Annotated in this window: 18 protein-coding genes; 9 read left to right on the plus strand and 9 right to left on the minus strand. The window is 47.3% G+C overall.

The window, feature by feature from the left end; genetic code table 11:
• Positions 1-16: 16 nt before the first annotated feature.
• The 5 genes from QUB24_RS04055 to QUB24_RS04075 all read left to right on the plus strand — a co-directional run bounded on the left by QUB24_RS04055 (position 17) and on the right by QUB24_RS04075 (position 5,417).
• Positions 17-1,744: a diflavin flavoprotein gene (locus QUB24_RS04055; protein ID WP_333150886.1), complete on the plus strand. Its 1,728-nt coding sequence runs from the start codon at positions 17-19 to the stop codon at positions 1,742-1,744.
• A gap of 747 nt (positions 1,745-2,491) precedes the next feature.
• Positions 2,492-3,121 carry a hypothetical protein gene (locus tag QUB24_RS04060; RefSeq protein WP_333150888.1) on the plus strand — a complete coding sequence of 210 codons (630 nt, stop codon included), beginning with the start codon at positions 2,492-2,494 and terminating at the stop codon, positions 3,119-3,121.
• Positions 3,114-4,859: a diflavin flavoprotein gene (locus QUB24_RS04065; RefSeq protein WP_333150890.1), complete on the plus strand. Its 1,746-nt coding sequence runs from the start codon at positions 3,114-3,116 to the stop codon at positions 4,857-4,859. Before QUB24_RS04060 ends, QUB24_RS04065 begins: the two co-directional genes overlap by 8 nt.
• Positions 4,860-5,005: 146 nt before the next feature.
• Positions 5,006-5,221 carry a hypothetical protein gene (locus QUB24_RS04070; RefSeq protein WP_333150892.1) on the plus strand — a complete coding sequence of 72 codons (216 nt, stop codon included), beginning with the start codon at positions 5,006-5,008 and terminating at the stop codon, positions 5,219-5,221.
• A complete protein-coding gene (locus QUB24_RS04075; RefSeq protein ID WP_333150893.1) occupies positions 5,208-5,417 on the plus strand; it encodes a type II toxin-antitoxin system HicB family antitoxin in 210 nt (69 codons plus the stop codon). The genes QUB24_RS04070 and QUB24_RS04075 overlap by 14 nt, the downstream gene beginning before the upstream one ends.
• 61 nt (positions 5,418-5,478) lie before the next feature.
• On the opposite strand, the gene pgsA is transcribed toward QUB24_RS04075, so the two are convergent.
• The 7 genes from pgsA to QUB24_RS04110 all read right to left on the minus strand — a co-directional run bounded on the left by pgsA (position 5,479) and on the right by QUB24_RS04110 (position 17,477).
• On the minus strand, positions 5,479-5,997 hold the full coding sequence (pgsA, locus tag QUB24_RS04080) for a CDP-diacylglycerol--glycerol-3-phosphate 3-phosphatidyltransferase (RefSeq protein ID WP_333150896.1): 519 nt from the start codon (positions 5,995-5,997) through the stop codon (positions 5,479-5,481).
• Between the two features lie 439 nt (positions 5,998-6,436).
• A complete protein-coding gene (locus QUB24_RS04085) occupies positions 6,437-7,798 on the minus strand; it encodes a calcium-binding protein (RefSeq protein ID WP_333150898.1) in 1,362 nt (453 codons plus the stop codon).
• A gap of 395 nt (positions 7,799-8,193) precedes the next feature.
• On the minus strand, positions 8,194-9,906 hold the full coding sequence (locus QUB24_RS04090; protein WP_333150900.1) for a pentapeptide repeat-containing protein: 1,713 nt from the start codon (positions 9,904-9,906) through the stop codon (positions 8,194-8,196).
• Between the two features lie 528 nt (positions 9,907-10,434).
• Positions 10,435-10,767 carry a hypothetical protein gene (locus QUB24_RS04095; RefSeq protein WP_333150902.1) on the minus strand — a complete coding sequence of 111 codons (333 nt, stop codon included), beginning with the start codon at positions 10,765-10,767 and terminating at the stop codon, positions 10,435-10,437.
• A gap of 437 nt (positions 10,768-11,204) precedes the next feature.
• On the minus strand, positions 11,205-12,050 hold the full coding sequence (locus QUB24_RS04100; RefSeq protein WP_333150904.1) for an ADP-ribosylglycohydrolase family protein: 846 nt from the start codon (positions 12,048-12,050) through the stop codon (positions 11,205-11,207).
• An 80-nt stretch (positions 12,051-12,130) separates the two neighbouring features.
• Positions 12,131-12,841: a sugar transferase gene (locus QUB24_RS04105; protein ID WP_333150906.1), complete on the minus strand. Its 711-nt coding sequence runs from the start codon at positions 12,839-12,841 to the stop codon at positions 12,131-12,133.
• 274 nt (positions 12,842-13,115) lie between these two features.
• Positions 13,116-17,477 carry a hypothetical protein gene (locus tag QUB24_RS04110; protein WP_333150908.1) on the minus strand — a complete coding sequence of 1,454 codons (4,362 nt, stop codon included), beginning with the start codon at positions 17,475-17,477 and terminating at the stop codon, positions 13,116-13,118.
• 1,243 nt (positions 17,478-18,720) lie between these two features.
• On the opposite strand from QUB24_RS04110, the gene QUB24_RS04115 reads away from it, so the two are divergent.
• The 4 genes from QUB24_RS04115 to cobT all read left to right on the plus strand — a co-directional run bounded on the left by QUB24_RS04115 (position 18,721) and on the right by cobT (position 22,220).
• Positions 18,721-19,434, plus strand: a complete 714-nt coding sequence (locus tag QUB24_RS04115; RefSeq protein WP_015176662.1) for a Crp/Fnr family transcriptional regulator — start codon at positions 18,721-18,723, stop codon at positions 19,432-19,434.
• A gap of 89 nt (positions 19,435-19,523) precedes the next feature.
• Positions 19,524-20,021 carry a universal stress protein gene (locus QUB24_RS04120; protein ID WP_333150912.1) on the plus strand — a complete coding sequence of 166 codons (498 nt, stop codon included), beginning with the start codon at positions 19,524-19,526 and terminating at the stop codon, positions 20,019-20,021.
• Positions 20,022-20,270: 249 nt separating this feature from the next.
• The gene (locus QUB24_RS04125; RefSeq protein WP_333150914.1) at positions 20,271-21,026 is read left to right on the plus strand and encodes a DUF2232 domain-containing protein; all 756 of its coding nucleotides are present in this window, start codon (positions 20,271-20,273) and stop codon (positions 21,024-21,026) included.
• Positions 21,027-21,113: 87 nt separating this feature from the next.
• Positions 21,114-22,220, plus strand: a complete 1,107-nt coding sequence (gene cobT / locus QUB24_RS04130) for a nicotinate mononucleotide-dependent phosphoribosyltransferase CobT (protein WP_333150916.1) — start codon at positions 21,114-21,116, stop codon at positions 22,218-22,220.
• Positions 22,221-22,498: 278 nt separating this feature from the next.
• Here the strand turns inward: cobT and QUB24_RS04135 are convergent, their stop codons facing one another.
• Both QUB24_RS04135 and QUB24_RS04140 read right to left on the minus strand, forming a co-directional pair.
• On the minus strand, positions 22,499-22,897 hold the full coding sequence (locus QUB24_RS04135) for a hypothetical protein (RefSeq protein WP_333150918.1): 399 nt from the start codon (positions 22,895-22,897) through the stop codon (positions 22,499-22,501).
• Positions 22,898-23,365: 468 nt separating this feature from the next.
• Positions 23,366-23,524 carry a hypothetical protein gene (locus tag QUB24_RS04140; protein ID WP_333150920.1) on the minus strand — a complete coding sequence of 53 codons (159 nt, stop codon included), beginning with the start codon at positions 23,522-23,524 and terminating at the stop codon, positions 23,366-23,368.
• Positions 23,525-23,527 lie beyond the last annotated feature (3 nt).

The following is a 23,527-nucleotide window of genomic DNA, read 5'->3' on the forward strand; positions in this document are numbered from 1 at the left end:
AGACAAGGAGGCACTGATGGTAGCGCTGACTGAACGAGTCCAACGCAGATTGACGGTGGAAAAAGTCGAAATTGCCCCTGATACAACGGCAATTCGATGCCTGGACTGGGATAGAGACCGCTTTGACATCGAATTCGGGCTCAAAAACGGTACAACTTACAACTCATTCATCATTCGCGGTGAAAAAACCGCCCTCGTCGATACCTCGCACGAGAAGTTTCGCCAGCAATACATGGAAACTCTGACGGGCGAAATTGACCCGAAAGAGATTGACTATTTAATTATCAGCCACACCGAACCAGACCACAGCGGTTTAGTCAAAGACGTGCTGGCGCTGGCACCCCAAGCAATTGTCGTGGGGGCAAAAGTAGCAATTCAATTTTTAGAAAACCTTGTACACCAACCATTTGAGCGATTGGTAGTCAAAAACGGGGACAAACTAGATTTAGGAAACGGCCACATTATCGAATTCGTATCGGCGCCGAACTTGCACTGGCCCGATACTATTTTTAGCTACGACAGCAAAACTCAAGTGCTGTTTACCTGCGACGCTTTCGGGATGCACTACTGTTCCGACAGCACCTTTGATGACGATTTAGCAGCAGTTGAGGAAGATTACCACTTTTATTATGAGTGTTTGATGGCTCCCAATGCTCGATCGGTACTCGCTGCGATGAAGCGGATGGCAGAGTTGGGAGAAATCGGTTTAGTTGCGACCGGTCACGGGCCGCTGCTGCGACACAACGTAGTTGAACTTACCGGACGCTACAAAAAGTGGAGCCAAGCGCAAGCTAAGGCAGAAACCACTGTAGCGGTATTTTACACCTCCGACTACGGATTTAGCGATCGACTCAGCCAAGCGATCGCCCACGGTATCACCAAAACCGGTGTCGCTGTGGAAATGATGGATTTGAGAATCGCCGACTTGCAAGAAGTTGCTGAACTTGTCGCTAATGCTGCCGGCATCGTAATTTGTTCGCCGCCGAGTGGCGGTACTGCTGCTGTCAATGCCGAAGCTGCTATCAACACAATTTTAGTTGCGGCTAATAACAAACAATCTTTCGGTTTGTGTGAATCCGGTGGCGGCGATGACGTATCAGTTTACCCGCTGCGAAACAAGTTCAAAGAGTTGGGTTTAAAAGAAGCATTTCCCAACATTTTAATTAAAGAATCACCGACAGAAGCGAGTTATCAACTTTGCGACGAAGCCGGCACTGACTTGGGACAGTGGCTGACGCGGGACAAAGCTGTAAAACAGATGAAATCCCTCGACAGCGACCTCGATAAAGCTTTGGGAAGAATCAGCGGCGGACTGTACATCATTACCGCTCAAAAAGGCGAGGTTAGCGGTGCGATGCTAGCTTCTTGGGTAACGCAAGCTAGCTTTAAACCGCTGGGTTTAACAATAGCAGTTGCGAAGGATCGGGCGATTGAATCGATGATGCACGCGGGAGATAAATTTGTTCTCAACGTGCTCGAAGAAGGCAATTATCAAACTTTGATGAGGCACTTTTTAAAGCGTTTTGCTCCTGGTGCCGATCGATTTGCCGGAGTTAAAACTCAACCCGCAACCAACGGTTCTCCGATTTTGACAGATTCCTTGGCTTACATGGAATGCGAAGTAGTGAGCCGGATGGAACTTTCGGATCATCATATCGTATATGCGATCGTCGATAACGGCCGCGTCTCCAATCCCGATGCACTGCCTGCAGTTCACCACCGAAAAGTTGGAAATCACTATTAGGAAGTCAGTTGACGGTTGACAGTTGACTGTTGTCAGTTGACTGTTGACTGTTGACAGTTGACGGTTGACGGTTGACGGTTGACGGTTGACTGTTGTCAGAACCAATAGGGAAATTCAACGATATATTGATTGACTGTCTGAATCAACACACCCCAAAGCTATTAGTAAGGTGCGTCAGCCGATGTTTTATTCGACTTCATCATCAGAAAATTGGGTAGAAACCCCGTCCTTTTAGGACGGCTTTATATTACAATATAATTGGTCAACGACCCACCCGAGACGATGGATCAAACAGCCTATACGAGCGAAGTTCAGCCTTGTGCTGGCGGCGAAGCAAAATCGGTAGACCGGGAAAAGAGGACGGGGCAATGGTAAACATCCCTAGAATCAAAACGAAGAAGAATTCCGTTTGGTATTCGATACGTAAAAACCGCTTTCTCTTGCGGGGTTAGTCTGTGGAGCGAACATAAGACCAAATCTCTTTTAGGGTAGAGGCAGTTGCGAAGAAGCAGAAATTCAAATCGTGAGGTTTGGGAATCCCCGTCCGCGACGGTCGGGGTGGATGTCAACGACTATCTACTGACGCACCCTACAATTACAGTCCAGGACACAACTGGCTAGCCAAAAACTCTCAACTTTGGGTGCTTGTGGTGCACCTTACGGGGTTTCTGGGTGTTGGGTGCGCCCCAAGCAGCAAACAGGGCAAACCGTTGTCATTTAGACTTCATTTTAATAGGGGAATTGCCAATGCCTGCCAATCTTTTAGAAGACCGAGATTACACAATTATTATTGCCAGAAGCGATGCCAGCAGAGACCCTCACCATCCTTGGTACGAGGAATGGGTAGAAGCACAGGCATCTCTGATTGACTTAGCAAAAAAATGTCAGGAATTTGACAGCGACGGCATCACCCTTTATGAAGCTTCTACTCCGATGTGGGAGTATAAAAATTCAAATGTTGCCCGGTTAGCTGAAATTTTGCAACGACAAAATACGGAACCGGCTTCAGCAAAACCCACTGAAATTAATTTGGAAGAAGCTCTGAAAGCAACTTTTAGCGATTATTTCGCAAGCAAACCAAATCCCAAAGGGAAAAACGGAGCAATAATTGTTGCAGTTTTAGATCAAAGACCCGAAAATACCGCTGCTGTTGCCGAAATTCTTGTAAGTGCGGCCAATAAAATAGATAAAGATGAAGAAATTGGAGTGAGCTTTATCCAAATTGGGGATGATTTGAAAACCAGGGAATTTCTGACTGACATGGATACCAATTTACAGGGTAGAGGTGCAAAGTTTGACATTGTAGATACCAAGTTTTGGCACGAAATCAAAAGAAGTTCTGTAGTTCAGTTTCTCATAGGTGCAATTAATGACTAACACTTTGACTCCTAGACTCGCATCGGATGCCAAACCCCGCGATGTGCAGTTTATCCCGATCGCACTTGATACATTTATTCTGCGATCGCGCACTTGGGACAGACTCAAATTTGAAGTCGAGTATTCGCTGCAAAAGGGTACGACAGCCAATAGCTATATTATTCAAGCTGACAAAACTGCTTTGTTCGATCCGCCGGGGGAATCTTTTACTCAAAATTACATCGATTTTTTACAGCAACGGGTGGACTTGACCAAGCTGGATTACATAATTTTGGGGCATTTCAATGCTAACAGGTCAGTAACAATTAAAGCTCTGTTGGAATTAGCTCCTGAAGTAGCTTTGGTTTGCACGAATCCTGCGGCAATTAGTTTGCGCGCCGCTTTTCCAGACCAAGAATTAAACATTATGGTCGTTCGGGGAGAAGAAACTCTCAACTTAGGAAAAGGTCACGCCTTAAAATTCATCGCGACTCCAACTCCCCGTTGGCCTGACCAACTTTGCACCTACGATCCGCACACTCGAATCGTGTTCACTGACAAACTATTTGGAGCTCACGTTTGCGGCGACCAAGTATTCGATGAAGGGTGGAGCGTTTACAGCGAAGATCGGCGCTATTATTACGATTCCCTGCACGCATCTCAGGCAAAACAAGTGCTGGCAGCAATGGATAAATTCGCCGATTTACCAGCAGCATTTTATGCTCCCGGTCACGGCCCGATCGTCCGTTACGGCCTTAATGAACTGAGCAATTTGTATCGGGAATGGAGCCAGCAACAAAATTCAAAAGACTTGACAGTTGCTTTGATTTATGCTTCGGCTTACGGAAATACCGCTACTTTAGCGCAGGCGATCGCCAAAGGAATTACTAAAGCCGGCGTTGGGGTGGAAAGTATCAACTGCGAATTTGCGGAACCTGGAGAAATTAAAGAGGCGATCGAAAAATGCGCGGGATTTATCATCGGAACTCCCACGCTAGCAGGACACGCTCCGACGCAAATTCAAACTGCTTTGGGAATTGTTTTATCTACCGCAACTAAGAGCAAATTAGCGGGGGTTTTCGGTTCTTTTGGCTGGAGTGGAGAGGCGATCGACTTAGTGGAAAATAAGCTGAAAGATGCTGGCTATCGAATTGGATTTGAGCCGATTCGAGCCAAATTTAAGCCTACTGCTGCGACGATTCACGAGTGCAAAGAAGCGGGAACGGATTTTGCTCAAGCTTTGATTCGATCGCAAAAATTGCGGGCACCGAAACCGCAGTTAGCAGCGGGGAGCGATCGTACTGAACAAGCAGTAGGGAGACTCGTTGGTTCGCTGTGCGTACTCTCGGCGAAGCGGGGGGATGTCAGCAGTGCGATGCTGGCTTCCTGGGTGTCGCAAGCAACTTTTAATCCGCCCGGTGTGACGATTGCGGTGGCGAAAGATCGATCGATCGAAGCTTTGATGTACGCCGGAGATAAGTTTGTGCTGAATATCTTAGCCGAAGGGCGACAGTTACGGAAGTATTTCATGAAAAACTTTGCTCCGGGAGAAGACAGATTTGCGGGAGTCGAAACAATGGAAGCTAGCAACGGCTGTCCGGTTTTGACTGATGCTCTAGCTTATCTGGAATGCCAAGTGATAAGTCGGATGGAATGTGGCGATCACTGGGTAGTTTATGCGGCGATTGAAAACGGTCATTTGCTGAAAAATGACGGGGTGACAGCGGTGCACTACCGGAAATCTGGGAGTCATTATTAAGGGGAAGTAATCTTGATAAATCCTCGCTTTTCCCCCAGTCCGCCGGGGGTTTAAACCCCCGGCTAATAGCAAAAGTCCTCTAAAGAGGACTGTTAAAATCATCAGTTAATCGGTAGGGTGCGTCGCTCCGAGATATTGGATAAAACTTGAAGATTGACGGGTGGCGACGCACCTTACACGGGCGATCGCAAGATTGTGTGTACTACATATACATGGAATATGCTGTATTTGCTAAAGATGGTGTGGAAGAAATCCTAAATCTTCAACCCAAAGGCTCGCAAGCCAAAGCCTATCAAGTCAGGCAAATTCGTGAGGTAATTCTCAAACACCAACTAGGAGGTGAAAACGATGCTTCGCTATGAAATTATCCTCTACTGGAGTCAAGAAGACCAAGCATTTATTGCCGAAGTGCCGGAATTACCAGGATGCGCTGCGGATGGCGAAACTTATCAAGAAGCACTACAAAATATAGAGATTGTTATGCAGGAGTGGATTGAGACGGCTCAGGAATTGGGGCGTTCTATTCCTCAACCGAAAGGTCGCTTGATTTCGGCTTAGTTTAATAGGAATTAAACTCGTTACCAGGAATAGCTTGGGAACAAGTAATCAAGAAGGTAGCTTACTTTTCCTCACCAGTCTTTTCCGGCCACAGATAAATAGCGCCAGAAATCAAAGTTAAAGCCACAGAAACCCAAAAAGCAATTAATGCGGGAAAATTCCACGCTTCAGACAAAGGAGCAATTAAAAGTGCGATCGCCACAATCTGACTCACCGTCTTCAACTTCCCCCAAATATTAGCTCCCGAAATCGTAGTTTTATTAACACGCCACCCCGCAATTGTCAACTCCCGACCAAAAATCAAAAACACTCCCCAAGCCGGGATTTTCCCCAACTCAATCAACACTAAAAGCGGCGCGAGCACCAACAATTTATCCACCAAAGGATCGAGAAACTTGCCCAAATCGGTAATTTGATTCAGCTTCCTAGCCAAATAGCCGTCCAGCCAATCAGTAGCCGCAGCTACCACAAAAATCGCGGTGCAAATCCAGCGGCTTTGAGCGCTTGGGTCGTACAAACCGTAGAGCAGAAAAGGCACTCCCAGTAAGCGAGAAAAAGTAATCAAATTAGGCAAATTCATAAATCAAAAATTAAGGGCTACTCTACGAAGGCTTTCCTTAATTTAACATTTAGACGACTGATAATCAGGTGGATTTACGTGAACAAACCTGACGGTCAACTGAGTACAGTTAGACCGCAGGCTTCTTTTTCCTTTTTTTTCTCATGCTTTTTATAGTGAGGTAGTTCCACCCCCACTTGCTAATATAGTATCAGAGTATTTCCCGAGCATCTTGGGGTATAAAAGAATAATTGTCGGTTTCCGTACCGAAACCCGACGAGCCTTTCATCCCAAGGAGTAATTCCCAACGGGGTACGGGGCCGAGCGCTCTGATTAATCCCCTCTAAATATACGCCCGGGACTTCCCGGCTGGTAGTTAAATCTTGCACCATTCTCAAGAACAGGCCAAAAAGCCTGTTCCTAAAAAGCTTATTGAGAATGGTGCAACATCTCAGCTTAATTAAATGAGTGGTTCCTCAACGAAATGCGAGGCGTTAAATTGACGCACTCCTTGAACCACAGCTAGCGTTTCCGCTTGAGAAATCGGAATTCCGGCTTCAGGCGTGACGTAGATCCGGGTACTTGGAGTAGCAACCCCGTTAACTGTCAGCGAGATATTCTGGAACGATAGCTGCTCAAAGGTAATCCCCTCCAGTAAGAAGTAGTCAGTCCCCTTCACAAAGTCAACGATGTAGTCACCAGCAGGAGGAGTAACAACTGGCTCACCGGGATCGATTGGTTCGGGCACAAAATCGGTGAACAGCAACTGGAAGTAGTCGGTGTCAGCCCCGCCGGTTAGCGTGTCGCGGGCGGTTTGAGTTTCCGCATCTTCGCCGCCAAAAAGCAGGTCAATGCCAGCACCACCGATGATGCGATCGACACCTGCACCAGCATCCAGGAAGTCATCGCCTGCGCCACCATTGAGGACATCATTGCCAGCCAGTGTTTCAGCAACTCCGTAGTCGCCATAGATAGTGTCATTGCCACCCAGACCATTGAGGTTGTCATTGCCCTCTCCGCCATCAATGAAGTCGCCTTCAGCGCCACCCCTGATGGTTTCTAAGCCAGTGCCACCTAACAGGGTGCTAGAGCCAGCGCCACCATCAAGGATGTCATTGCCATCGCCACCATCGAGGAAGTCAATGCCATCGCCACCATTGAGGAGGTCATCTCCGGCATAGCCGTAGAGGGTGTCGTTACCGTTGCCGCCATCGAGGATATCGTTGCCGCCGCCCGCTAAGCTGTCCCCTTCTCCGTAGAGAGTGTCGTTACCGTCGCCGCCAACCAGGGAATCCGCTCCCCCAAACACTAAACCTTCTGAGTCATCGCCGTAGATCACGTCATCGGTAAAGCCGCCAATCACGGTGTCATCGCCAACACCGCCCAATCCTGTGTCCTCGAAACCCACATAGATTCGGTCTTTTCCAGCCCCACCATCGAGGTAATCTTTGCCATCGTTGCCATCGTTGGCATTTGATCCTCCGTACAGGATGTCATTGCCATCCTCGCCATACAAGGAGTCTTCGCCTGAATCTCCAAAAAGTTGATCGGCTCCGATTCCACCATACAGGTTGTCCTTCTCCAGCCCACCGTAGAGGAAGTCGTTACCATCCTCACCATATAGATCGTCTTCGCCGTTTTCTCCGTAGATGCGATCGGCTCCAGCACCACCATACATAGTGTCTTTGTCGTCTCCACCGTAGATGCTGTCGTTAGCGCCTAAGCCATACAGCAGATCTTCCTTGCCAAAGCCGCGAATCACATCGGCGTTATTGGTTCCGGTCAGGGTATCGGATTCTGGAGTTCCATTTCTGATAGCCATAATTTTCTCCTAGTGTTATGTAAATTTCTCGTGGTTATCGAAAATTTGGGTCTTAAACCCCATCCTTCGCTTGACGGCTTGATGCTATAATGTAGACAAGTCGCCACAGGCAGGGCATTGAGAGACTCTAAACAAACGTGGATAAAAGGTAAGACTACCTCGGTACCACATCTCAAGGTCGCGTCAAAGAATCACTGCTCATGAAGAGACGGTGAGGTATATCAAGTGAACTTGGCACATAGCCCCAAAGTTATTAATGCACCCTAGAAGTCGGTGCCTCGTTACCGCTGGCAATCCTCACAACTCCCCCTTCCAACCTTGAAAAAGGGGGGGGAGCGAGGCCTCGATAGAAAAAATAAACCCTGAGCACCCATTACACAGACTCCGAATTGAGGTTACGAGAACTGGAAGATTGGCCTGTTGGCAGAGTTGGTATTGGTGCTGATATGAGCTGCCGTAAATGAAGTGTTAGCTAGGGTGATCAACAGCGCGCCTGTACCAAAACCGGCATCGCCAGCAATGCCATTGCCCAATCGCAATTGAGTGTTCGCGCCCGATGGCACCACATCGATCGCTGCAATGCCACTGAAGGATAGGATGTCTCCGCTGGAGCCGAGGGTGAAACCATTCACGCGATCGGAACCATGACCACTGCGGTAGTGAATGGTATCTCTGCCACCCCCACCCGTCAGGGTGTCATTTCCCGCAGCACCAAACAACGCATCATGGCCAGGACCACCGGTCAGGATATCAGCACCGCTACCGCCATCCAGGTAATCATCCCCATCACCGCCCTGGATGGAGTCATTGCCGTCGAGCCCGAAGACATTATCGTCGCCTCCGGTTCCAGTCACGGTATCGCTGCCGCCAGTCCCCATCGTCAGACCCACAACATCGACTGCATTGACCCCAGTCATGTTCGCCCCGACCATAACGGCACCCGTGAAATTGGCTTTGCCCAGGTTGGCATTGGTGAAGTTGGCATTGGTGAAGTTGGTACCGATGAAGCTACCCACCTCTAGGTTGGCACCTGACAGATCGGTGTTGCTAAAGTTGGTCAGGTCATCCCCAACCGCTTCCTTGAGGTTTGCGCCTGCCAGGTTTGCCCCTGTAAAGTTGGCTCCAGCCACATTACTCTTCTCAATAAAAGCGTTGTCTAACTCGACTCCACCCGTCAGGTTAGCGCCAACGAGAATTGCGGCAGCCAGGTTGGCATTACTGAGATCAGCACCAACCATGATTGCATTGCTCAAATCAGCACCGTCCAGGAATATGCCTTCTGCAACCACCTGAGTCAGGTTCGCGTTGTTCAACTCAGAATCTGCGAAACTAGCACCACCCATTTGAGTGCGCGTACCATTTGCATGGGCGCTGAAGTCAGCACCAGCCAGATTGACATCTTCGGCACTAAAGTCAGTCAAATCGGCTCCGCGAAAGCGAGAAGTTGTCAGTGTCAATCCATCGGGTGGGTTGGTATCGGTCAGATTAACCCCACTCAGGTTGGCAAGGTCAAAGATGGCGTTGCTGAGGATAATGTCTGTGAAATTAGTCGATGCGTCGAATTGAGCGCCAGTAAAGTTCGCATTGATCAACAAGGTGCCTTCCAGACCAGCAGCCTGGAATTTGGCATTCGTCAAATTGGCACCCGTAAAGTCAGCCGCTTTCAGATTCGCCTGATAGAAATCAGCACCCGTAAAGTTTGCTCCCCTTAGGTTCGGTCGCTCCGACTGTTCGCCGCTGAGATTGGCCTCATGGAGAATGGCATTGGTCAGGTTGGCGTTGGACAGGTTGATGAATTTTGTGCTGATCAGCGACAGATTTACTCCAGTTAGGTTTGCGCGACTGAAATTGACGTTTTCTAAGGTCGCTTTATAAAAAGTCGCCGGTTCAAAACTGGTATTGGCAGCAAAAATTGCATCCGTTGCATCTACATTCAGTAGAAAGGCTTCTTCAAAGTTAGTACCTCTGAGTTGAGTGCGGGTACCTTGAGCGTTGCGCCTGAACAAGACGTTTTCTAGTCGGGCTTTGAAGAATGTGGAACCATTCAGGTTTTGCCCACTAAAGTTATTGCCGACCAAACTTTGATTACTAAAGTTTTGCGCTACCATTTGTAGTTACCCAAAAGTGAAAATTTAGGTTTTGAAGAGCATGAAAAAATTGGTCTTGACTTTAGACTTTAGACTCAAATATTTTTAATGGCTGAATCTGGCTACATCCTATGAGAGCCCCAAATTTCCCACAAGCGGCAAAGGCTCTTCTTTACACAATCTTTAAAAAAAAGCACACTTTTATAAATTTTTTGTAAATTCATTCTAAAAAAGCATAATTTTTAGAAGAAATTTAAGTATTGTTACGTAAAAAACACAAACTAATTCTGGCTATTCGCTGTTATGGCCTTCGTCAGGGCAACGCTCTTGACTCCTGAATTCTGCTGTAAGTGCTCCGAGTTCTGGGTATGTTTTTTTTTATTCAAAACTTACGCAACTGGCACAATTGATAGGGGTTGCCAGAAACCTGAAACCCTTAATAATCGACCAATAACAACGAGGTCTGACGCACCCTACAAATTGACTTAAGTGTGACAGTTGCGTAAGTCCTATGAGCTTTATCTAAGGGCGCTCGATAAGTTTATATACTTACCGATAACTATCGGTGCGAACATCCCAAGAAGTGTGAGTGGCTCTAACAATTTTTGGCATTGCTGCTGCTAGAGGATAGAGAGCCAAACTCCCCAACCCGCAGGCAACTAGACTATTTTTTTTTGTGATAAATTTGTAATTTGAGATACAGAATTTAATAGAGAATTGTGGATTTAAAAAATATCTCGATCGACCTGCAATTCCTGGTCTTAAACCACGATCGCATTCGGCAGCTTCGGCAGCAACCAGCGGCACAGACCAAGCACCCATAACCCCCGCACAAATCGCCTGATTAATCCCCATCGGCGACATTCCCGCACGGCTGACCACAGTATTCAATTCGCGGTTAAACTACTGCACAAAAGGCACTCCCAGCAGCGAGGAAAAGTAATCAAATTAGGCAAATTCATAATAGATAGGACTCAGACCAACTGGACAATTAAACAAAAGTATGTAGTTGCGCTTTAGCGCTCTTAGCTTAGGAAAGAGCGCCCAAACGCAACTACATACATAAAAATTCACCCTATTTGTGACAGGGCCTTAATCCTAATAGAAAGAAGTTCGGCAACGCGCAGTGAATGCGGATTTAACGGATGTAACAGATATCAGGAAGAAGTCAATCGATTTTAGATTTTAGATTTTAGATTTTAGATTTTAGAATTGAAGCATTGACCCCACGAATAAATACGTTCGGCAAGTTTCATCGGATACAGGTTTTTTATTTCTGGACGGATGAATCACGTGGCGGGTATCCTGGATGCTTTCGGTCACAAGTCGATCGTGCAATTCATTAACTGTCGATCCAGTTCTATGATATAATCTCTGCCGTAAGATAGATTTTCTAATCCTTGTACCAGATTTTCTGGCAGGTCTTGGGCAATTTCACTGCTACAGGAACCAGCCGCTAAAGCAATAGTGGCTACTGTATCCACATCTCCAGAAAAGGCAATGCAATCTTGGAGCAGTTTGCTCATACTATCATTTCGCATGATCGCAGTAATAGCTGCTCTAACACAGACCAAACCTTTAACGCTGACTTGTCCTTGCCAAGGTATCGACCACTCACCAGCTACGTGCTTTTCTAGAAAATTTCCCAAATTCTTCTTTAAACCTAGCTGATAAATAAAGTAATGGGACATCAAAGCGGCCGCTATAGCTGCTTTAATGCCATCGGGAGTGTTGTGAGTAATTGCAGCTTGAACGGTAGCATTTTCAATGACTTTTTCAATAGTAGGAAAAATGCCAATGGGGCCTGCTCGCATCGCAGAGCCGCTTTTATCGCTAGCAGAGTAAATTTTTTCTAAGAATTCTTTTCCGTCTTGAACTTGTAGCAAAAAATTGTACATTTTGCCAGCATAACCAAATCGCCGATCGCGGTGAAAAGCTGCAACAAATTTGCTCGCTAAAAGTTCCGGTGTCCAAGGTTCTCGGCTGACGATAGCTTCTGCAACGGCTAAACTCATCTGCGTATCGTCTGTGTAACATCCAGGCGGGATATCGTGACGGGGATGCTTGATGTAACCGTTGAGATTGTTGTACAATTCGATCGTCTGCTGGTCAACAAACTCAAAACCCGCACCGTAAGCGTCACCAATCGCTAATTCTATTAACATATATTTAATCAGTTCCCAACTATTTCATCCCCAGTTTTTTCCTAAAATAATAAAAAAACAACCCAAAACAACTTACCTATCTAACACGCACCGTTTTTACTCAAGACCACCCCAATTGTTTTGCAAATCAGAGTGATGTCGTAGACAACAGACCACTTGCCCTGATAGTCGAGATCCATCTGCACAATATCGTTAAAGTCTTTAACTCCAGACCGTCCGTTGACTTGCCACTCCCCAGTCAGCCCGGGTTTGACATTTAAACGCTGCCAGTGAAAATCGTCATAGGCAGCAACTTCATCAGGAGTGGGCGGTCGAGTTCCCACCAAACTCATGTCGCCGACTAACACGTTCCAGAATTGAGGCAACTCGTCCAAACTCGTACACCGCAAGAAGCGGCCGACGCGGGTAATTCGCGGGTCATTTTCATTCTTAAAAATGTGACCGTTGGCTTGGTTGCTAACTAAATGTTTGAGCTTTTCTGCATCGACAACCATCGATCGAAATTTCCACATTCTGAAATGTCGCCCTTGGAAGCTGCAGCGGACTTGACTGTACAGCAGCGGGCCCCGATCGTCCAATAGCATCGCCACTGCCACCGGCACCGCCACCACAGCAGCAATTGCCAGTCCCAGCAGCGCACCCAAAATATCGATCGACCGTTTTACCTTGCTCGTTACGGATCTGTGATGCTGTTGTTTTGATACACAGACTCTGTAAGTAAATTCTTGAAAAAATAAGGACAGCATTTCTGATAATGATGATTTCGACGAGGCACCCATCGGAAATTTCATATGATTTGTCTCAACTTTAACGATCTCTTACGTCCATCTTATTAGCCATCCCAAATCTGCAGAACCTGAAATGCTCAGCTTTGCACAATCTTTAAAAAGCACTCACACTTTTATAAAGTTTCTATGTGTTTTCTATAAAAACGTATAAAGTTTATGTAAACTTACGTAAATTTACAGAAAAAAGTTAGTGCTGGACGCAAAAAAACCTGGTTTCGACTAGGACTCTTCCCGGAAGACAGGGAGGATTCTACTGAGAAACCGGGTTTTTTGCCGTTTAGCGATAAATATCGGTGCGAACACCCCAAGCAAGTGTTAGGGGCTCTAACAATTTTTGCTGGCTGCTAGAGGCGAGTTTGCCTAAATATTCGCGAACAACAGAGGCGTGTTCGAGATTCAAACGATAACCCCGTGAGACATCTTCAAAGAAAAGCGGCTCAGCCCAAATTGCTTCCCAATCAGGATTTTGCCTCGACTCCTCGGCCAGCAGCATGAAATCTTCCTCCGCAGGCACAAGTCCCGCCGGCAAATTTCCTTCCAAAATCCGCAAAATCCGGGGTTCGCAGGTGCGGGTATTTACGCCTTGGCGTTCCAACAACTGCAAAATTTCCTGAAAGCTCAAAGTTTCCCCGCCCAAAACCTGCATTAATTCCCACAGCAGAAAAAAGTCGCTGTACTGCTGCTGCGACACATCCAAAATTTGAGGATAGAGAGCCAAACTCGCTAACCCGCAGGCAACTCGACCAATTTTTTGGGGAAAATTTGTACTTTGAGATACAGAAAATGCAGAATTGTCAATCTCAAAAATATCTCGATCGCCCTGCAATTCCTGGTCTTGAACCACGATCGCATTCGGCAGCTTCTGCCGCAACCAGCGGGCAATCGCAGGCCAAGCACCCATACCCCCCGCACAAATCGCCTGATTAATCCCCGCCGGCGACATCCCCGCGCGGCTGAGCAAAGCATTCAATTCACGGTTCAACTGCTGCACAAAAGGCACTAAAACCAGACTTTCCAAATCTTTGCGCCTCACATCCCAATGCTGCTGACCAATATCCAAAGCAAAACTTTTTTGATGTTGCAAAATAACTTTTATTTGCCTTGCCGCCTCTAACAATTGCAGGCCAAAAGCAGAACCTTGTAACCGCTGCTGCAATTGATAGCGGCTCGGCAAATCTGGATGGCCAGGACGTGGCAAATCGATCGACATTCCCCAAGTTTCATTTTTAGCCAACAACTGACAGATAATATCCTGATCGAAAGCATCGCCAGCAAAAGCAAAACTGTGGCAAGTAAAATCTGCACGAGTTAAATCTTGAAGATTGGACGGCAACTCAACTAAAGCTAATTCCACCGTCGCCGCCCCCGCATTCAAAATCAAAGTTCCCCCGCTAAAAGACGAAGCATTCACACTCAGCGGTGCAGCTTCTTCACCGTCCTTAGCAGAATCCACGGCTGACGACTCGACTTCCATGTCATTTTTCACAGGAGTTACAGCAGCAAGCAAAGTGGCGATCGCATCTTCCACCACAAAAATTTGCGAACCAGAAGCCACCAGAGACGCGCCCAAAACCGCCTCCCGCAGATTAAACATATAAACATCCGACCAGTCTGCCGGAGTCCCCAAAATTACACCCTGCAAGTCTAAAAGCGCCGCATCGAGAGTTTCTCGCGTCAGTCCCGAAGCCCTACAGATTAAATTAGAAACTGGCAATCCTGTAAAATTCGCCCTCGACATTGCAGAATCCAAAACTTCCCCCGATCCGTCAAATTTTTGTCCCCGCAAACTCGGGTTCAAAGTAGCCAGCAGTGCCCGCAAACATTGCAGCGGCAAGGCGATCGAAAAAGCCTGCAAGGGCGACCACTGCAACAGCGGTTCGTAGATCCCAGCAGCCTCCCGCTGATAAGGAATGCCCACCTTTAAAGGCAATTTAAAATTTTCCAGTAAAAATTCTCCAGCAGGCAAAGCCAGGGGTCGGAATCCCACCGACTTGACTGTCACCTCTGACCCTGGGCTTCCTGGGGCTGTTTGGGCAAGCACCGCAGCCGAGGGAATCCGACAACTGGCGTCTGCTGCCCAAGCCTCAGCCTGCGATGCTTCCCAGTAAATCGGGTGCAACTGGCCGCTGGTGCGATCGAGCAAAGCCGCAGACAGGCCGCTGGAACCGAAATCAATGCCCAAATACCAGCTAGAATTCCGGCGTTCTGGGGATGGGGCGATCGCACCTGCGGCAGAATGCCCAGCCGAGTCTTGCTGCTGTGTTTCGGCAAACTCGCTAAAATCGGTTTTCCCCTCAACAACTCCTGCTTTACTCTCTGTCGAATTTAGGTTTTTTTTTTGACTTTCTGGAGGACTCGATCGCAGTTCGTTAGTTTCGGCAGTTTCTGGAGGGGGAGAATCAGTCAAAGGTCGATCGGTCTCGGTCAAACTAGCCAAAATCTCGTCTAGCGTCAAATTCGAGTCGTCTTCCTCAGCCAACAAATCATCCTCAAGTTCGTCTTCCAAAACAAAGGGTTCATCATCCGAGGAGAGTTCCAAAACATCGGAGAACAAATCCTCCAGCGTGCCGAGTTCTTCCTCTGCCACCTCCGCAAAGGGATTTTTTGCAATGCCTTCGGGGGAACTCGCGGCTAAATCCAAGCTGTTAGCGGCTGAGAAATTCGATCGCCTGGAGCTAGTATTTTCCAATCCCTCCAGATTGTAGAGGTCTGCCTCCAAAAGTTCCAGAGTATTGTTGTCCAAATTTAGAGCTCGATCGAGGTCATCTTCTAATGCCTCGACCGGCAGCAAATCCTCGTCCGGCGAAGCTTGGATGTACTCCTCATCGAGTCGCTGCGACGAAGTGCCGGACTCGCCAGTTTGAACCTCACCGATACTTGGCACATGAGACTCGGCACTGGGGAGGTTTGGGCTAATTTCGGCAGGCGTTCTCAACGGCAAAGGTGGCGATTCAGGCATCGCAGCGTCGAACTGCTCGCCTTGGTTTTGACCCGTTTCTAGATTTTCTCGATCGTCCCCGTCAATTTGCACCTCAGCAGTTGAGGGTGGTGCTGCTGAAACTTGAGGTACTGTTGCCACTTGCGGTTCAAATAAATCTGCCGTATCTAAAGTTAGAGACTCTACAGAATTACCCATTACAAAGTCTGAATCTTCATCTACTAAAATCTCTTCCAGAGTTTCCCCTTCATCCAGCAGATTTACAAACAAATCTTCGGTCATTTTTAGCGCTGCGGCAGTTTCCCTATCCGTCGCCGCTTCTTGATATTGTACACCTTCACTTTGGGTCTCCTTTACAGGATTTTCTACCGGAAAAATTTCGCTTTGTAATTCTACTTCAGGAACCGCTTCTCCCGCGAACAAACTTGCATATAAATCCTCAATATCTTCGCTTTTTTCTGTTAAGCTATTCTCCAATTCACCGCCAGGAAACCGAGTTGCATTTTGAGATATTTCGGGTGCAGAACCGAACAAATTATCTTCCAACTCCGGGAGCAAAATTGGGGCTTGAATCCGGTCGCGTTCGCGCCTCAACAGTCCGTATTGCGGAGAAATTTCTGTACCGGCGTAGGGAAATCTGTCTTGTTCTCCGAATTCGCCGGTGCGAATTTCCTGCACCGAGTCTCCCGTCTGAGTCTCTGGGGCTGAGTGCTCGATCGGAGTATTTGAAAGGGCGGGAGCGACAGAAGATCGATCGGCGGCGGTTGGGGTAACGGTTTCGAGATTATTTGCTAAATCGATCGGCTGTTGAACGTAGGAAGACGCTTCTCGCCCCAACTGTGAGGCCAAGTGGTTGACCAAAGCCGCGAACATCGCCTCGCTCTGCTGGCTCAAACCGTACATATTTTCAAGTTCTTGTCTCAAGGAAGCTTGATAGCTTTGCAGATTTGCTTGCAAAGCCTCGAACACGATAGCCATCCTCGAATCGAGACTCATCAGCAGACTGTCAGCATGAGATTGGAACAGTTGCATTTGCTCGAACCTCTGAGCTGGCGTCAGCAGCGGGTGTTCTTCTGAGGTTTGTCGGTTAAGTGTTACGTCAATAGCCGATTGTTCATCAGGCGCACTGCCCAAAGAGTATGGTGCTGAGATGCTTTGTAATAACTGATTTTCTAGGGAATTTAGAATTTGGGAGAAATCGCTAGTCAAGGTTTCTTCCAAGCGGGCACTCAGTACCTGCAAAAATTCAGCAATGATTTGCTGTTGGTTGGCTTGTTGCTGAGCTAGGGATTGTTGCTGCTGCCGTTTTGCTTCTAGCTGTTTGATTTCTTGAATTAGAGCTTGCTGCTCTTGCCGCAGAGCTTCTATGTCTTCTTGGAGCGGCCCTGTCAGGCTGGAACGCAGGTGGCTGATTTCTCCGGTTACGGCCAGCATGATTTGCTCTGCTGCTGAGGGGCCAGGGGGGGGCAGAGGCACTTTGGGTACTGGAACTGGTTCGGGGCGGACATTTTGGCGGGCGGGGGCCTTTGGGGCCGTTAGCTTTGAGTCTGAGGAAACCAGATAAGCGCGAACTCGCTCTAAAAGTTGGCGCTGGTGGACAGTATCAAGAGAACCCGTCCAAGGCAAGCGGGGTGCGGGCTTGCTGAGTACCTCGTCTATCTCAGCAATCAGTGCTTGAATTTTGTACTTCTGAGAATTCAAGGGCGGAACCTCTGGGAATGCGGCTTGGGAGAAACTTTACCGAAAAAAGACTGAAGTCAATCGATTTTAGATTTTAGATTTTAGATTTTAGATTGAAGCATTGACTTGCGCGAGATCAATTCGGGGGCTCCTTTATCGGATACAGGTTTTTTATTTCACCGGTCCTGAGTGTGCGAAGGAATGAATCCGGGGGCTTGTATCCTGGATGCTTGATTGTCAGGCGGCAGCGATGCCAATAGATAGAATAATCTGAATGCGAGTCAGTCAATAATTCACTAATATTTTCTGACAACAGTTAATTAACCTTTTGTCTTCGGATAGCTTCTATTGCCTATCATAGGTTAACCGGTACTTCCGCACCAAATGCCCGCTTCTATCAATTGCAAGTGCTTTCAAATTCTGCGACTCAGGGGCGAGTTTCCTGACCCGGAGGCTGATTCCTGCTCGTAAGAGCTGTGGTCCCGACCAACTTTTGCCTTCACCTGCTTGAACGGCGGGCCCCACACTGTCACCGCGAGTTTCGTTAGCATGGTGGCGCGCCACTGTCTGTTCATTTTTCACCGACTTGGAAAAAACCTCAAACAATTTGCGATTTGGGATACCGAGATTCGGGATTGTCCCCGTATACTGGATTTGAGTAACCTTTTATCATAGCCTTTTATCTGTGTTCATGGCTAGATACTAATGGTACAATAATCTTGGGGTAGCAGAAAAGTTTGCTGGGAAGTGGGTGGGTTTCGCTCCCCAAGAGCGCCAGTATTTAGGCTTGCAATGGCTGTGGATTTTGCTGATCGTGCTGACATTGGCCAGGTTCTAGGCAGTTGCTCGGATTTGGGCTCTGTCTACCGTGCTTGCACCCCTTGCGATCGTGGATTCTGCCTTCTCGACTGCAGGGCCGACTGACAACAAATCTCTCAGCAGTGTTAAGCTTGTCTTCGCGAAGTGCTTTCAAAGGTAATTCGATCGGCTCAGTCGTTTGCCACATTGCTAAAATTTTGTTAATAAAATTTGCTCAGTGGTATATATCTAAAAAATTATGGTATATTCTTTAGTTTCTGGCTCCAAATCAGAGCTTGAGGCTATTAATTACCATATTGAGCCTTTGACCGCAAAACTTTAGAGGTAAAATTGCCGATTTAGATCCTTGTTTCTCAAATCTTGAATCTCAAATCGAATGACTCGGCTGCAAGCTATTTGTAACTGCCCAGCGCAGCTCAAGCGCATAAATTAAAATGATGGCCTCATGGAAGACCGCTTTAACACCCGAGACCCGAATTCTAATATAAATCAATTGATAGTTTCTACTCCTTTTTTTGCAGGATTACCCGATCCTGTAATCGAGAGAGCAACTGTCCACATCGTTACCCGCAGTCATCCGTCAAATCAAGTGATTTTACTCGAAAATGACTGGGGAACATCAGTGTATTTTATATTGGATGGTTGGGTGAAAATTCGCACCTACAACCTAGACGGAAAAGAAGTAACACTGAATATTTTAGGCAAAGGAGAATTATTCGGGGAAATGGCCGCGATCGAAGAAGCACCGCGATCTACAGATGTGATCACCCTAGCCCCGACACTAATCGGCAATATGCCATCTCAGGATTTTGTGCAGCTCATTCATACTGAGCCGCTAGCAGGCATTCGCCTAGCTCAACTGATGGCGCGTCGCCTGCGACAAGTCAACCGCCGCCTGCGTTTGCGAGAGTCCGACAGTACCTCGCGAGTAGCAGATATTCTCTTATTTTTGGCCGAGGGGCAAGGCAAAAAAATCATGGAAACAGGAGGTACAGAAATACCGAACCTGCCACACAGAGAATTAAGCAGCCTCAGCGGGCTGGCTCGCGAAACAGTAACGCGAGTGCTGAGCAAGCTGGAAAAAAAAGGAACTATTCAGCGCGAACGTGACGTTTTGTGCATTCCCGACCTGCACGCCTTAGAGCGTCTGTTAGTCTAGAAGTATCAGAGATTGCTAATTTGAATTAGATTCAAAAGCACTCTCTGTTAACTAACTGATATTAATGATTTCCTGCAGGAGGTAAAGCTGTGAGTTTTAAGAAAATTTTCGCCGCCTTAGATGATTCTGAACTGGGCCACCGCGTCTTCACTCAAGCTTTAGAATTAGCTCTGAGCGATCGCGCCCAGGTGATGCTATTTAACTGCGTTACTGTCAGCACGCTGGGGGAGACAGCAGTGCCAATTCCGGTAGATTTGGGCATGAATGTCGAGTTAATGGATCAAGCTTATCAAGCTCAACGTTTGCGGCTGGAAAGCGACGTAAAACAGGCTTCGGGTTTGCTAAAAAATTACTGCGACGCTGCAGCAAAAAAAGGATTGCAGGTAGAATTTGACTGCAAAAAGGACGGCGATCCGGGGCATTGTATCTGTGAAGCCGCCGAAAATTGGGGCGCAGATTTAATAGTCTTGGGAAGGCGTGGCCGCACGGGGCTGGCAGAAGCTTTCCTCGGCAGCGTCAGCAATTATGTCGTTCACCACGCATCTTGTTCGGTTTTGGTAATCCAAGAAGTCAAAAGCGAAAAATAATGCTGCTGAAAATTTTTGCTGAGAACATCCATCTAAAATAAGACTTGCGTTCCTACGTAAACCCGGTTTCTGCGAGCAATATTAAATTTGGTGGCGAAGCATCCAAAGAGTGAAACCGGGAATCAGCCGTATCGGGCGCAAGTCCCGTAAAATCTAAAATCTAAAATCTAAAATCTAAAATCGGGAATCAGCCGTATCGGGCGCAAGTCCCGTAAAATCTAAAATCTAAAATCTAAAATCTAAAATCGGATGAGTGATTTTTTGTCAGCAGATGCTGCGTCTAATTCGGGTAGTTCACCCAGTACAAATAACGAACCCCAAACCGCCGATATTTCAGCAAGGGCTGGCGATCGCACCAATCCAGATCCGGGGAAGCGCGCCTCTGGGGAAGCGCCTTTAAGGCTGGTAGAAACGGCTTTTTTGGCAAGTACCGCTAGCTTAATTTGGCTGGTAAATTATTACTTTCCACTGGGGCCTTTGCTGCGGGTTTTTTTCCCGATACCCATCGCTCTGGTTTACTTGCGCTGGGGCAACCGAGCAGCTTGGATGGCAGCTTTGGTATCGGGTTTGCTGCTGTCGGTACTGATGGGCCCGACGCGGAGCATTTTATACGTGATGCCTTTTGGAATTATGGGAGTTGCGCTGGGAGGACTTTGGAGGCGCAAAGCGAGTTGGTCACTATCTATTAGTGTGGGCGCTCTCATTGGTACTGTAGGCTTCTTTTTTCGGTTTTGGCTGCTGTCAGCGTTGGTGGGTCAAGATCTATGGGTTTACGTAACGGCCCAGGTAACAGAGATGGTGGAATGGGTGTTTGTGAAGCTGGGCTGGCTTAATGTACCGAGTTTGAACACAATTGGGGCGATCGCCGCCGGGATGATTTTAGTTAACAATATTGTCTATTTATTTGTAGTGCATTTAGTAGCTTTGCTGCTATTAGATCGTTTGGGAAATTCAATTCCGCGGCCGCCGCGCTGGGTGCAACTTTTGATCGATTATGAAGAGTAGTTATTGGGAGTTGTTGACTGTTGACTGTTGACTGTTGACTGTTGACTGTTGACTAATAACTAATAACTAATGACTAATGACTAATTTATGATTGGTATTTATACAGAAATAGAACAGGGGCAGCGATGGCTCGATCGCTATCGGGGACAAAAACCGATATTTGCCTGCGTGTTAGGATTTACCGCTACTGGCTTAATTCCGGGGATTTCAGCAGCAGGAGCAACCCCGCACGATCGACAATTTACTTGTTTAGCCGATGCAGAATTTTTGTATAATGGCCCCCAACCGTCGCCCCAATATCCTTTGCCGCCCCTAGAAGCGGGTGCCTCGCCGGTACTGATATCTCGCGCTGTAGTCGAAGCTTTGGAACTTCCGCTTTACCTATTTAATGCTGGTTTGCCCCTCCCACCTCCGGTACCTGCAATTGACTTGGGCGGCACTCCGGCAAAGTGTCTGATTTCTGGGAATGCTTTAGAACTCGAAACAGTCAAACATTTGCTCGAACAAGGATTAATTTGGGGAGCTAAATTGGCTGCTCAAACTAATGGTAGCTATTTAATTTTAGGGGAGTGCGTAGTTGGGGGAACGACTACTGCTTTGGGCGTGTTAATGGGTTTGGGTATTGCAGCGGCGGGCAAAGTTAACAGTTCTCATCCTCGCTGCAATCACGCTCAAAAATTGGCTGCGGTGACAGCGGGACTCAATAATGCTGAGTGGGAAATTGGCGGACAAAACAGCACTCCCCTGGAATTGGTAGCGGCGGTGGGCGATCCGATGCAAATAGCGGTGGCGGCAATGGCGATCGCCGCGAGTCGGACTTGCGGGGTGCTTCTGGCTGGGGGTACGCAAATGCTGGCAGTGTACGCTTTGATGCAAGCCTTAGCCCGTGAATATGCTCTGCTATGGCGTCCCGAACAAGTTGCGGTGGGGACTACGCGCTGGGTGGCCGAAGACCCTACAGGAGACACTGTAGGACTCGCTAATGAGATCGGCGGTGTGCCTCTGTTGGCGGCGCAGCTAAGTTTTGCTGGATCTCGCTACGGGCAACTGCAAGCTTACGATCGCGGCTATGTTAAGGAAGGTGTCGGTGCGGGAGCGTGTGCGATCGCCAGTGGCTTGACTGCAAATTGGACTCCAACTCAACTCCTCCACGCTGTTGAAGCTTTAGCCTCGCGCTGTGAGATTAAACATTAAGTAGATAGTTATAAGAATCGATGCCAGATTTGTGAACTTCTCTCTTTCTTCTCTTTCTTCTCTCTCTGCGTCCTCTGCGCCCTCTGCGGTTTGTAAAAAAATATTGTTCACCAAAGAAATAGCCTTCCTATTTCTACACAATATCTCGCTTTCATGCAGTATTCTTCCTGTTAATGCCCCGACAAAAAAACTCTTTGCAATAACTCTATAAGTAGACGAGCATAAATCAACGCAACTTGTATTTTTTTTTATTACTACCCGCTCCCCGCTAGCAATATTTAATTAGGCCCCCCTAGATGTTGCGAGTGCATTCTTTTGGAGAGCAACTGTTCTTCCAAGGCTGCAATTCGATTGTAAGCTGCTGTTAGCTGAGCTGTTAAGCGCTGGATTTGAATCTCGGCGCTCAGCTCTTTTTCCAGGCTTTGAGAATTCTTGTCGAAGTAGCTGTCATCTAACAGTATGTCTTTGTGTTCGAGGAGGCCATCGAGACTGCTGTAGCTTTGATAGGGCGAGGTTTGGTCATTTCCTAGCGTTCCAGAGCGATCGTTTCTCTGTTGCTGAGTCAGCTTCGTATCCTTGGCAGACTCCAAGAGCTTTTCATTGAGGTTTTCTATGAGTTTGTAGAGGGCCTCGACTTGTTGGCTCAATACTGTAACTTGCTGGCGGAGCGCTTCCATACAATCATCCTTTGGCTCGTAACTTAATATCTTTACATTTTAGTTAAATCTTTACATAACTTGGATTTATCACTAAATTATTTAATTTTTGACGTAATTGTTGTGTTCCCAATCCTGACGGTAGATTTAGGGAGCAAGCTTGAAGATAATCGCTCGCCATTGGTGAGTCGATTGTAGATTTTAGATTTTAGGTTTTAGATAGTCTTGGACACAGGAACCGGGTGGGTTAACCCCCATACTTCGTTCAAACCTTCAATCAGAGTTAAAACGTCGGGTGTCTGAGAGTCGGATCGCACAGGGTGCTATTAGATTGACTGCGCTCTCGCCAGTGCTTTCAGGATTCAGATGAATGAATTTTTAGTTTTTTTAGTTATTAAGCTGTCGCCGATTTAAAAATAATTTTTTACTTCGGTTGTGTGAAAAGCCTCATCCAACTGCAGATGGCAGCGATCTCGTTGTTTCGTTATATTAAAAAATGTAACACAGATGCAGCCGATCGACCGGGCTGGCGAGCACAACTGGCTCAAAGGAACTTGCAGCACAGAAATTAGGCGTTAAGTTGAGGGAGTTTTCGGCATCCGAAAGCTCGATCGACAATGTAGAAGGTAAAATCAGGGCAAGAGCCAATCG

Source organism: Microcoleus sp. B9-D4 (genome assembly GCF_036705105.1).
Lineage (GTDB): Bacteria > Cyanobacteriota > Cyanobacteriia > Cyanobacteriales > Microcoleaceae > Microcoleus.